The 11,526-nt window shown below is 63.6% G+C and carries 10 protein-coding genes; 7 read left to right on the top strand and 3 right to left on the bottom strand.

Translation table 11 applies throughout. From position 1 onward, the window contains the following. The first annotated feature begins 77 nt into the window (after positions 1-77). Complete coding sequence (gene lpxC, locus LR961_RS04260; protein WP_232147200.1) at positions 78-989, top strand: UDP-3-O-acyl-N-acetylglucosamine deacetylase; 912 nt, start codon at positions 78-80, stop codon at positions 987-989. Positions 990-1,492: 503 nt separating this feature from the next. On the opposite strand, the gene LR961_RS04265 is transcribed toward lpxC, so the two are convergent. Then, a complete protein-coding gene (locus LR961_RS04265; protein ID WP_232147201.1) occupies positions 1,493-1,930 on the bottom strand; it encodes a DciA family protein in 438 nt (145 codons plus the stop codon). Positions 1,931-1,942: 12 nt separating this feature from the next. On the opposite strand from LR961_RS04265, the gene LR961_RS04270 reads away from it, so the two are divergent. From LR961_RS04270 to LR961_RS04280, 3 genes are all read left to right on the top strand, one after another. After that, positions 1,943-2,893: a M23 family metallopeptidase gene (locus LR961_RS04270; RefSeq protein WP_232147202.1), complete on the top strand. Its 951-nt coding sequence runs from the start codon at positions 1,943-1,945 to the stop codon at positions 2,891-2,893. Between the two features lie 152 nt (positions 2,894-3,045). Next, complete coding sequence (gene secA / locus LR961_RS04275) at positions 3,046-5,772, top strand: preprotein translocase subunit SecA (protein ID WP_232147203.1); 2,727 nt, start codon at positions 3,046-3,048, stop codon at positions 5,770-5,772. Positions 5,773-6,009: 237 nt separating this feature from the next. Beyond that, on the top strand, positions 6,010-6,960 hold the full coding sequence (locus LR961_RS04280; RefSeq protein WP_232147204.1) for a Nudix family hydrolase: 951 nt from the start codon (positions 6,010-6,012) through the stop codon (positions 6,958-6,960). Here the strand turns inward: LR961_RS04280 and LR961_RS04285 are convergent. After that, entirely contained in the window at positions 6,950-7,573 is a 624-nt protein-coding gene (locus LR961_RS04285) for a DUF4124 domain-containing protein (RefSeq protein ID WP_232147205.1), read from the bottom strand. The genes LR961_RS04280 and LR961_RS04285 overlap by 11 nt on opposite strands. A 57-nt stretch (positions 7,574-7,630) precedes the next feature. Further along, positions 7,631-8,461 (bottom strand): methylenetetrahydrofolate reductase [NAD(P)H], encoded by an 831-nt coding sequence (gene metF / locus LR961_RS04290; RefSeq protein WP_232147206.1) that lies wholly within the window; start codon positions 8,459-8,461, stop codon positions 7,631-7,633. A gap of 243 nt (positions 8,462-8,704) precedes the next feature. Here metF and LR961_RS04295 point away from each other — a divergent pair, with 243 nt between their 5' ends. The 3 genes from LR961_RS04295 (at position 8,705) to proP (ending at position 11,518) form a co-directional block, all read left to right on the top strand. Further along, positions 8,705-9,259, top strand: a complete 555-nt coding sequence (locus tag LR961_RS04295) for a DUF3228 family protein (protein WP_232147207.1) — start codon at positions 8,705-8,707, stop codon at positions 9,257-9,259. 8 nt (positions 9,260-9,267) lie between these two features. Next, positions 9,268-9,693, top strand: a complete 426-nt coding sequence (locus LR961_RS04300; protein ID WP_232147208.1) for a DUF2809 domain-containing protein — start codon at positions 9,268-9,270, stop codon at positions 9,691-9,693. A 295-nt stretch (positions 9,694-9,988) separates the two neighbouring features. Next, a complete protein-coding gene (gene proP, locus LR961_RS04305) occupies positions 9,989-11,518 on the top strand; it encodes a glycine betaine/L-proline transporter ProP (protein WP_232147209.1) in 1,530 nt (509 codons plus the stop codon). Positions 11,519-11,526 lie beyond the last annotated feature (8 nt).

Genomic DNA, 11,526 nt, shown 5'->3' on the forward strand with positions numbered 1-11,526 from the left:
TTCCGGCGCATCTGCAAGTGCGTGTTATTCTTGTTTGTCCATGGCCGCGAAAAAGCGGCTTACTCCGGCATTCCCAAATGATCCAGCAACGCACTCTCAAGAACACGATCCGCGCCACCGGCGTCGGCCTGCACAGCGGTGACAAGGTCTATATGACCCTGCGCCCGGCCCCCGTGAATCACGGCATCGTGTTCCGTCGCGTTGATCTGGATCCAGTGGTGGTGGTGCCCGCACGGGCTGACCTGGTCACCGAAGTGACCCTGTGCACCGGCCTGACCTGCGAAGGCGCCAAGATCCAGACTGTCGAGCACCTGATGTCGGCGCTGGCCGGTCTGGGTGTGGACAACGCCATCGTTGAACTGTCCTCGGCCGAATTGCCGATCATGGACGGTTCCTCCGGCCCGTTCGTGTTCCTGTTGCAGTCGGCGGGCATCATCGAGCAGGACGCGCCCAAGCGTTTCCTGCGCATCCTCAAGACGGTGGAAGTGCGCGACGGCGACAAGATCGCCCGTTTCGACCCGTACGAAGGCTACAAGCTGGGCTTCACCATCCAGTTCGACCACCCGATGATCCCGGCCAAGCAGTCGCGGGCCGAAATCGAGTTTTCCACCGCGGCCTACATCAAGGAAATCTCCCGCGCGCGCACCTTCGGTTTCATGCGCGACCTGGAGTACATGCGCGAGCGCAACCTTGGCCTGGGCGGTTCGATGGACAACGCCATCGTGCTGGACGAGTTTCGCGTGCTGAACGATGACGGCCTGCGTTATGCCGACGAGTTCGTGCGCCACAAGATTCTCGACGCCATCGGCGACCTGTACCTTGCCGGCGGCCAGGTGCTGGGCGCCTACGAAGGCTACAAATCCGGCCATGCGCTCAACAACAAGCTGGTGCGTGCCCTGCTGGCCGACCAGACCGCCTGGGAATGGGCCAGCTACGAATCCACCGTGGCTGCCGACCCGGTGATTTACGGCATGCCGGCTTACGCCTGAGCCTAGGCATGTCTGGGTTGGGGTGAAATCCCGCCGCGATCAGATCGCCGATTGCCAGGAACACCCTGCGCCCCGGTCGAAGCTGTTTTGACCAGATCCCGAGCCCTGCCCAAGTGAGTGGCGGCGGGGCAGAGTCATGTCCGTCCTATGCCCCGCAAGAGCCTGCCGGCCCATCCGGAGGCGACGCTACACCATGTGCCAAGCGCCAATGCCTTGGCCAGAGACCGGTGATCCCGGCTGCCGATCCCGGCCGCAGCGCACGGAAGGCTCAATCCGTCCAGGAATCGCCTCTGCAGCCGTAAGAGCTGCCGCCATTCTTTAGGACTGAAATCCGCCACGTCACGAAAGTGTGAACCCAGTGGGCGTGACTTCCTGAATTTAACGTGGAATTAACAAAAGACTAACTCCTGAGGCGCGATCCACGGATAGGATTCGTGCCGGCTCTCCGTTCGGCAGGGTATCGCCAGACGGGGACCGGGGGCTGAGAAAGCCGCCGGTGTCACTCAGGAGCGTGAGGATTTCACATCCTCGAGTGCAGCCAGGGCGTCGCGCAGGCCTTTATGCGTGGCTTCCTTTACTGCGTGGGAACTGCGCTGGTCATTTCGCACTGGGGAGTGCGGGGGCGCAGTCGCAGTCTTGACGGTCACCCGCGTGACTGTCAGCCCGATGGATCGGGCCGCGTCGATCAGCTGGTTCTCGGCAAGCCTTACCTTGGCGTGCCAGACCGGTGACTCGACGAGAAAAATGAGGTGTTCGCCGTCCACATTGGCCAACCGGCAACGGGTTGCCAATGCAGGAGGCAAATGGGGGCGCAATTGTCGGTCCAGCGCATCGAGCCAGAGGGCTCGTCGCAACGGGTTTCCCGCTTTGTCCGCCATGGCCGCATCCAGCGCCTGTTTTGGCGCGGTGCGGGATCGAACACTGGATTTCGGCTCAGACATAAGAATTCTTCAATGGCATTCAGAAAAATCGTAATCAAAACGCGTGAACCGCAGGCCAAGACGCCGCTCGCACGCGTTCAGGTGTACTTCGAGGATCGTCCCAAAGCATTGCTGGGCAGCGTACTCGGGTTGGGCTGCCTGATGGGCCTGACGCTGAGTTTTGCGCTGGGCATGGTCGGAGACTCGGCCATGCAGGCCAAGGTTGACCGGCAGGAGCAGGAACTGGCCAAGGTGCGCGCCGACGCGCAGACCCAGGTCAACGCACTGGCCGCCCGGTTGGGTGAACTGCAGGCCCAGGCTACGCGCCTGAACGCGCTGGGTGAACGCCTGACACAGATGGGCAAGCTGGAAGACGGCGAGTTCGACTTCAACGAAACCCCGGGTATGGGTGAAGGCGAACCGGGCCCGACCCAGGACATCCCTGCAAGCGCGGTCAACAGCGACTTACAGGTGCTGGAGCAGCGTTTTGCTGCTTCAGGCAAGCAATTGTCGGTGATGGAATCGCTGCTGTTCGACCACCAGCTCGAACAGAACGCCGTGCCTTCGCGCATGCCGATCAGCAATACGTACATCACCTCCAGCTTCGGTACCCGCGCTGACCCGTTCGGTCGCGGTGCGGGCAACCACAAGGGCATGGACTTCCACGCCCGCGTCGGCGACCCGGTGATGGCCGTGGCTGACGGCCAGGTGAGCTTTTCCGGGGTCAAGGGCGGCTACGGCAACGTGGTCGAGATCGACCACGGCAACGGCTACAAGACCCTGTACGCGCACAATTCGCGCCTGACCGTGCGCGAAGGCAGCCTGGTGCGCGCAGGGCAGGAAGTGGCCAAGGCCGGCTCCACCGGTCGTTCGACCGGTGCCCACGTGCACTTCGAGGTGTGGCAGAACGGCCAGGTGATGAATCCGCGCAAGTTCCTGGGCGAGGGTGGCAACACGCCGGTTGGGCGTCTCGGTCGCGGTTGACCTTGTGACGGGTGCTTGAATCGCCAAGCCCCCGCCCCAAGCTACAATAGGCGTTGCCATCGACAGGGCGCATTGCGCCCTGTTTCGTTTGCGACGGCTGGTCCCAGGGGGCAGGCCTGTCGCACGGCATTTCATTCAAACCGGTTCCTTCAATGATCAACAGCCTGCTTACCCGCGTCTTCGGCAGTCGTAATGAACGCCAGTTGCGCCAGCTCAACCGTATCGTCGCCAAGATCAATGCCTTGGAGCCGGAGATCCAGAAGCTCTCCGATGACCAGCTGAAGGCCAAGACGCCCGAGTTCCGCGAGCGCATCGCCGCTGGCGAGGCGCTGGACAAGGTGCTTCCGGAAGCCTTCGCCGTCTGTCGCGAAGCCTCCAAGCGCGTGCTGGGGATGCGCCACTACGACGTGCAGCTGATCGGCGGCATGGTGCTGCACCTGGGCAAGATCGCTGAAATGCGTACCGGTGAAGGCAAGACCCTGGTGGCAACGCTGCCGGTCTACCTCAACGCGCTGGAAGGCAAGGGCGTCCACGTGGTCACCGTGAACGACTACCTGGCCCGCCGCGACGCCGCGCAGATGGGCAAGCTGTACAACTGGCTGGGCCTGAGCGTGGGCGTGGTCTACCCGGGCATGCCGCACAGCGACAAGCGCGAAGCCTACGGCAGCGACATCACCTACGGCACCAACAACGAATTCGGTTTCGATTACCTGCGCGACAACATGGCGCTGACCAAGGGTGATCGTTACCAGCGCGGCCTGCATTACGCCATCGTCGACGAAGTCGACTCGATCCTGATCGACGAAGCACGTACGCCGCTGATCATTTCCGGCCCGGCCGATGATTCCCCGGAGCTGTATATCCGCGTCAACCGCGTCGTCCCGCACCTGATCAAGCAGGAAGTGGAAGACGGCGAAGGCGACTTCTGGGTTGATGAGAAGGGCAAGCAGGTGCACCTGTCCGAAGCGGGCATGGAGCACGCCGAAGAACTGCTGCGCGAAGCCGGCATCATCGGCGAGGACAACGACAGCGGCCTGTATGCCGCGCAGAACCTGACCGTCGTCCACCACCTCAACGCCGCGCTGCGCGCGCACGCCATCTACCAGCGTGACGTGGACTACATCGTGCGCGATGGCGAAGTGGTGATCGTGGACGAATTCACCGGCCGTACCTTGGCCGGCCGTCGCTGGTCCGATGGCCTGCACCAGGCGGTGGAAGCGAAGGAAGGCGTGCCGGTACAGCGCGAGAACCAGACGCTGGCCAGCATCACCTTCCAGAACCTGTTCCGCATGTACAAGAAGCTGTCCGGCATGACCGGTACGGCCGATACGGAAGCATTCGAATTCCAGAGCATCTACGGCCTGGAAGTGGTGGTGATTCCGACCAATAAGCCGACCGTGCGCAAGGACTACCCTGACCAGGTGTTCCTCAACCGCCAGGGCAAGTTCAACGCGGTGCTGGCCGACATCGAGGAGTGCGCCAAGCGCGGTCAGCCGGTGCTGGTGGGCACCACCTCGATCGAAACCTCGGAAATGCTGTCCGAGCATCTGCGCAAGGCTGGCGTGAAGCACGAAGTGCTCAACGCCAAGCAGCATGATCGTGAAGCGACCATCGTTGCCAATGCCGGCCGTCCGGGCTCGGTGACCATCGCCACCAACATGGCCGGTCGCGGTACCGACATCGTGCTCGGTGGTTCGCTGGAAACCGAACTGCACGAGCTGGGCGAAGACATCAGCGATGAGCAGAAGGCCGCCGTGAAGGCCGCCTGGCTGGAGCGCCACGAAGCCGTGAAGGCTGCTGGCGGCCTGCACATCGTCGGTACCGAGCGCCATGAATCGCGTCGTATCGACAACCAGCTGCGCGGCCGTTCCGGTCGCCAGGGTGATCCGGGTTCGTCCCGTTTCTACCTGTCGCTGGAAGACAACCTGATGCGCATCTTCGCCTCCGACTGGGTGCAGAAGGCCATGCGCCTGATGGGCATGAAGGAAGACGACGTCATCGAAGACCGCATGGTCAGCCGTCAGATCGAGAAGGCGCAGCGCAAGGTCGAGGCGCACAACTTCGACATCCGCAAGAACCTGCTGGACTTCGACGACGTCAACAACGACCAGCGCAAGGTGATCTACGGCCAGCGCGATGAGCTGCTGGACGCCGAGTCGGTGAAGGAAAACATCGACGGCATCCGCGGCGACGTGATCTACGACCTGGTGGCCCGCTTTGTTCCGCCGAACTCGGTGGACGAGCAATGGGACCTGCGCGGCCTGCAGGCCACGCTGGAGTCGGAGTTGGGCGTGCAGATGGACGTGGAAGGGCTGGTCAAGCAGCACGAAGAACTGGATGCCGAGGGTATCGCGCAGAAGGTCATCGAGTTCATGGATCAGCACTTCGCACAGAAGGAAGCTGCTGTCGGTGGCGAGACCATGCGCGCGCTGGAAAAGCACGTGATGCTGACCGTGCTGGACCAGAGCTGGAAGGAGCATCTGGCCCGCATGGATTACCTGCGCCAGGGCATCTACCTGCGTGGTTACGCGCAGAAGCAGCCCAAGCAGGAGTACAAGAAGGAAGCCTTCGAGCTGTTCTCGCAGATGCTTGAAGACGTCAAGCGCGAAGTGATCAACCTGCTGTCGCGCGTGCGTGTGCGCAGCGAGGAAGAAGTTGCCGCGATGGAGGCCATGGAGCGTCAGCAGGCCGAGGCACGCCTGCAGATGTCGCAGTTCCAGCATCAGGATAACGGCAGCTACAGCGCCGATGAGGAAGCCGCGCAGGTCGAGGCCGGTGTGGCCCAGGTCACCCGCGACGAGCCCAAGGTCGGCCGCAATGATCCGTGTCCGTGCGGTAGTGGCAAGAAGTACAAGCACTGCCACGGTCAGTTGAACTGATCCATCAAACGCCCCGCGAAAGCGGGGCGTTTCGTTTCAGGGGGAGCCGAGCGTGGTTGAGCGCTACCGCGAGTTTCGAATTCGGGCCGCGGCGGCAGCTGTAGAGCGGAGCAATGCTCTGCTGGAGCCTGCCCGGTAAAGCGCCCCGCCGAGCATGGCTTGGCGCTACCGGTGCGATGCGCGATGTAAGAGACGTTCCCGTTGCACGTTTGGCCGGGTTTTCGGCATTCTCTGGGCATGAATTCACCCCAGCGCTCAATCCATGTTGTGGCCGCCGTCATCACCGACGCGCGTGGTCGCATCCTGCTCAACCGTCGTACCGGCAACAGCGACATGGCGGGCCTGTGGGAATTTCCCGGCGGCAAGCGCGAGCCGGGCGAAACCTCCGAGCAGGCGCTGGTGCGCGAACTTCACGAGGAGCTGGGCATCGAGGCCGAGGTCGGCGAATGGCTGATGGACGTACCCCAGCTCTACCCGGACAAGCGCCTGCGTCTGGAAGTCCGCATGGTGCGGAGCTGGAAGGGCACCGCCCGTGGCCGTGAAGGGCAGGCCATCACCTGGGTGACGCCGGACAAGCTGTCGCGTTATTCGATGCCGCCGGCCGATCTGCCGGTGGTCGCGGCGCTGCGCCAGCCGGACCGCTACCTGGTCACGCCCGAACCTGCCGAATGCGCAGAAACCTGGTTTTCCTGCATCGAGGCGGCGATCCACGGCGGCATCCGTCGCATCCAGCTGCGTACACCCTCGGCAGCCGACCGCCAGGGACTGGCGCGCAGTGTCGCCGAGCGCTATGGCAAGCAGGCCGACCTGCTGCTCAATCGCGATATCGACCTGGCACGCGAGCTCGGCGTGGGCGTGCACCTGGGCAGTGAGCAGTTGCTGTCGCTGCAAAGCCGGCCGTTGCCGGAATCGTTGCCGGTGGCCGCTTCCTGTCACGATCTGGCACAACTGCAGGCCGCACAGCGGCTGGGGTGTGACTTCGCGGTGCTCGGCCCGGTGCAGGCCACCGCCACGCATCCGGGGGCGTCGCCGCTGGGTTGGGAGGCCTTCGAACGGCTGCGTGAGCAGGTGTCCTTGCCCATCTACGCGATCGGCGGCATGGGCGTGGCGGATATCGATATCGCGCGCCGGCATGGCGCCTTGGGCGTGGCCGCGATCCGCGCGCTCTGGCCTGCGCCTAGAGCGTGATCCAGAAGCAGTTGTACTGCCGGCGGAGCCGGAAAACGGTGCGGGTGGGCGTGCTGCTGCGGGGCAGCGTCTGCTCCAGCCGCAGTGCCACCGGACGCCGGGGCTTGTACGCCTGATCGCTGCTGGCTGCGGGTTCGATCGGATAGCCGCTTTGCTCCGCTGCCGGGTCCAGTACCGTGCCGTCGGTGTGGGTGAATGGTTGTGTCGGCGCGGGTTCGTAGGCCGGCAGCTCCGGAAACACCGGTGCGATGTCGATCAATGGCCGCTGCACGATTTCGTTCAGGCGATCCATTACCCGCGTCGCGGCCGCGTTGGACAGGCCGGTCCACAGATAGATGCCCGACAGACGGTTCGGATCACGGGCATCGGCGGCTGACTGGATGATGCTCACCACCTCGCTGAGACGGCGTGCGCAACTGTCGCGATACAGCCCGTTGCTGCCGGCCGGCCGGGGAGCTGGCAGCAGACGCGCGCGTGCCCCCATCAGTTCGCAGGGCTTGTCGCCGTACACGGTTTGCCCCTGCGCGTTGGTGCAGCGATTGATCTGCTGTGCGCGTGCATTTGGCGCGGGCAGCAACAGGCAGAGTAGGGACAGGAGCAGCGCGATTCGCATCGCGCAAGGGTAGCCGCTGCCCCTGTGGACAGGAAGCGACGGCGGCCGCGTAATCGATCAGGCGCTGCGCAGACGTTGCAGCACCGCGTTGGTGGGCTTGGCCAGGTTGAGCGTGTAGAAGTGCAGCGAAGGTGCGCCACCGGCGATCAGGCGTTCGCACAGGCTGGCGACCACATCGGCGCCGAAGTCGCGGACCGAATCGGCGTCATCGCCGAAGGCCTGCATGCGCTTGCCGATCCAGCGCGGAATTTCCGCGCCGCATTGTTCGGAGAAACGACGCAGCTGGCTGAAGTTGGAAATCGGCATGACGCCGGGAATGATCGGCACCTCCACGCCCAGCCGACGCGCCGCGTCAACAAAGTGGAAATAGGCGTCAGCGTTGTAGAAATACTGGGTGATGGCCGCGTCGGCGCCAGCGTCGATCTTGGTCTTGAAGTGGCGCAGGTCGGCCAGTGCGTCGCTGGCCTGCGGATGCGTTTCCGGATAGGCGCCGACTTCGATGCGGAAAGCGTCGCCATGTTCGGCGCGGATGAAGGCGATCAGCTCCGAGGCATAGCGCAGGTCACCCGGGAAACCCATGCCCGAGGGCAGGTCGCCGCGCAGCGCGACGATGCGCTTGACGCCAATGGCGCGGTACAGCTTGAGCAGTTCGCGGATCTCCTCGCGGGTGCCGCCGACGCAGGACAGATGCGGCGCTGCCTGCAGCCCGTGGTGCTGGTTGAGGTGGCGCACGGTCTCGGAGGTGTAGCTCAGCGTCGAGCCACCGGCGCCGAACGTACAGGACACGTACTCGGGCGCGTGGGACTTGAGCTTGGCGGCGGTACGGTCCAGCTGGGCGCGCTGGTCGTCGGTCTTGGGCGGGTAGAACTCGAAGCTGATCGCGGTCATGAAGAGGGCCGGGCATCACGGATGGCGGCATTATATCTCTCCATCAAGATGGATGTGCAACCGTTGCGAGCGTGACCGTTGGGACGGCGTCAGCCGTGAAGCTGGCCATGCTGCCAACTGCCGACCTGCAGGCAATTGCACGCCTGGCCGTGCCAGCGGCCGTTCCGCCGGCTTCGCGGTTGCTGCGGTTCCTACATTCGTGGCCAATCACCGACAATGGCGCGTTTCCCGCAAGGCTGCGCCATGTCGATTCATCTCACCTCCTTTGCCCGCACCCGGCTGTTCCCGCGCACACCGCGTCCCAACACCATCCGCGATATCAGCGCCGAGGCATTCGAGCAGTACCTGAACGCGCATGCGCCGGACAAGGTGATCGATGGCTACGCGCCGTTCTGCAAGCTGTTCGTCTATCGCAACTGGACCAGCACCCGCTGCCTGACCGTGCCGGTCACCGATGACAACCGGCATCTGCTGCGCTCGGCCTATGAGGCGCGCACGCGCGAGGAGCTGCCGGTGCTGGTGCGCTGGTTCGAAGGCGTGGAGCCGCCGGTGGCCGAGTACCTGGTGGTGATCCTGTACGACCGTGAGCAGATGGCCAAGGAGGGCACCGCTATCGACGCCGATTGGGGCGTGGTCGGTTGCCTGTACACCGCGACAGCGGAAGAGATCCCGATGGCGCCGATCACCATGATGCGCAATGCACTGGGCGTGGAGGAAGGCGGCTCCGGCGTGCCGATCGACCGCGATGCCTACCGGCGTGCGGTGGCGTTCTGGGAAGCCAATGCGAACTGGCGGTGAGTGGCGCGATGACGACGGCTGAGCGCACGCCGCGCATCGGCTTCAGCGCGTGGCATGCGCTGCTTGCGCTGGCGGCGTTCGTGATGGAAGTGCTGATCGCCACCCGCGTTCCGCATGCATCGTGGATACGCGGGTACTTTGGCGATGTGCTGGTGGTGGTGCTTCTCTATGCCGCCGTGTACAGCGTGTTGCGGGTGAACGACTTTGCGCTGTTGCTGGCGGTGTTCGTGTTCGCCTGCGGCATCGAGTTCGCGCAGTACTTCGGCGTGGCCGAGCGGCTGGGTTTCGTGCGTGGCGACGTGATGTACACCGTCATCGGCAACACGTTTTCCTGGGGCGATGTTGCTTGTTATGCGCTGGGTTGCGGGTTGACCGCGCTGGTACTGGTGATGCGCGACGTGGTTGTATCCGCACGACGCAGTGCGGCGCGTTGAACATGCTGGCTTTGGAATGAATGCGCGTGACGGCGCGCTTTAACGGTTCTTAACAGTTGCCTGCGTAAAATACGCCGGCTCGGTATCTCAAGCGCTTCGCGCAGGGCCTTCATTCCCTGATACCCGGACAGCCGGCATTCCGCCTTTCCAGGCACTGTTCCTGGTTCTTTCTGTCCCCGACCGTTCCCGTGGCGCATGCCGCGGGTCATTCATTCGTGCGCATTACGGCCTGCGCAGGAACCCTCCGTCCAGGCCCCGCACGCATCCCACTCAGTAACGGGAGGACTGGTCCTGTATGTCAGCAGGTGATTCCGCTATTCGCAATGAACCGCTCCAGATCGAAGACATCACTGTCATCGACAAGGGCAAAGTCAAAAAAGCCGTCACCGCCGCCGCGCTTGGCAATGCCATGGAATGGTTCGACTTCGGTGTCTACGGCTTTGTTGCCTATGCCCTTGGCAAGGTGTTTTTCCCCGATGCATCGCCCAGCGTGCAGACCATCGCCGCGTTGGCCACGTTCTCGGTGCCGTTCCTGGTGCGCCCGCTCGGCGGCGTGTTCTTCGGAGTGATGGGCGACAAGTTCGGGCGGCAGAAAGTGCTATCGGCCACCATCATCCTGATGGCGATCAGCACGTTCTGCATCGGCTTGATTCCCTCCTATGAAAGCATCGGCATCCTCGCGCCGATCCTGCTGCTGCTGTGCAAGCTGGCGCAGGGTTTCTCGGTGGGGGGGGAATACACCGGCGCTGCGGTATTCGTGGCCGAGTTCGCGCCGGACCGCAAACGCGGTTTCCTCAGCAGCTGGTTGGACTTCGGTTCGATCGCCGGCTTCGTGCTCGGTGCCGGCGTGGTGGTGGTGTTGAGCAGCATCCTTGGTGAGGACCGCTTCCTGGAATGGGGCTGGCGGGTGCCGTTCTTCCTCGCTGCGCCGCTGGGCCTGATCGGCCTGTACCTGCGCCATGCCGCGGAAGAAACGCCGGCCTTCACCGAGCAGCTGGAGCGCATGGAGAAGGAAGACCAGGATGCGGTGGGCAGCGCGCCGAGGATTTCCTTCAAGGAGATCGTCACACGTTATTGGCGCTCGCTGCTGGTTTGCGTGGGCATCGTGCTGGTCACCAACGTGACCTACTACATGCTGCTGACCTACATGCCGACCTATCTGTCGCACAACCTGCATTACTCCGAGGATCACGGCGTGCTGATCATCATCGTGGTGATGATCGGCATGCTGTTCGTGCAGCCGGTGGTGGGCTGGGCCAGTGATCGCATCGGCCGCCGGCCGTTCATCGCCGCCGGCAGCATCGGCTTGTTGGTCTCGGCGATACCGGCATTCCATCTGATCAACAGCGGCAACATCGGCCTGATCTTCGTCGGCCTTTTGTTGCTGGCGGTGCTGCTGAACTGCCTGATCGGGGTGATGGCTTCAACCTTGCCGGCGATGTTCCCCACCCGCGTGCGTTACAGCGCGCTGGCCACGGCATTCAACATCTCGGTGATCATCTGCGGCGTGACACCGACCGCAGCGGCATGGCTGGTGGAAACCACCGGCGACCTGATGATGCCGGCTTACTACCTGATGGTGGTGGCGGTGGTCGGGTTGGCTACGGCATGGCTGATGCGCGAGACCGCCAACCGGCCGCTGCATGGCGACACGCCCAACGCGTCAAGTCGGCACGAGGCGCGCGAGCTGCTGCAGGAGGCCTACGACCATATCGAAGCCAGCGTCGACGACCTGGACGCGCGGATCGACGGCCTGCAGGCCAAGATCGATGAGCTGCAGCAGCGCAAGCAGGTCCTGGTGGACCGACACCCGGATCTGGTGTGACGTTCTGA

This window comes from Stenotrophomonas sp. SY1, assembly GCF_021202945.1.
GTDB lineage: Bacteria > Pseudomonadota > Gammaproteobacteria > Xanthomonadales > Xanthomonadaceae > Stenotrophomonas.

Bases quoted from the DNA above. Each gene is read 5' to 3' on its own strand.
- LR961_RS04285 (WP_232147205.1), bottom strand. From the start codon at position 7,573: ATGCGAATCGCGCTGCTCCTGTCCCTACTCTGCCTGTTGCTGCCCGCG.
- LR961_RS04265 (WP_232147201.1), bottom strand. From the start codon at position 1,930: ATGTCTGAGCCGAAATCCAGTGTTCGATCCCGCACCGCGCCAAAACAG.
- secA (WP_232147203.1), top strand. From the start codon at position 3,046: ATGATCAACAGCCTGCTTACCCGCGTCTTCGGCAGTCGTAATGAACGC.
- proP (WP_232147209.1), top strand. From the start codon at position 9,989: ATGTCAGCAGGTGATTCCGCTATTCGCAATGAACCGCTCCAGATCGAA.
- LR961_RS04295 (WP_232147207.1), top strand. From the start codon at position 8,705: ATGTCGATTCATCTCACCTCCTTTGCCCGCACCCGGCTGTTCCCGCGC.
- LR961_RS04280 (WP_232147204.1), top strand. From the start codon at position 6,010: ATGAATTCACCCCAGCGCTCAATCCATGTTGTGGCCGCCGTCATCACC.
- lpxC (WP_232147200.1), top strand. From the start codon at position 78: ATGATCCAGCAACGCACTCTCAAGAACACGATCCGCGCCACCGGCGTC.
- metF (WP_232147206.1), bottom strand. From the start codon at position 8,461: ATGACCGCGATCAGCTTCGAGTTCTACCCGCCCAAGACCGACGACCAG.
- LR961_RS04300 (WP_232147208.1), top strand. From the start codon at position 9,268: ATGACGACGGCTGAGCGCACGCCGCGCATCGGCTTCAGCGCGTGGCAT.
- LR961_RS04270 (WP_232147202.1), top strand. From the start codon at position 1,943: ATGGCATTCAGAAAAATCGTAATCAAAACGCGTGAACCGCAGGCCAAG.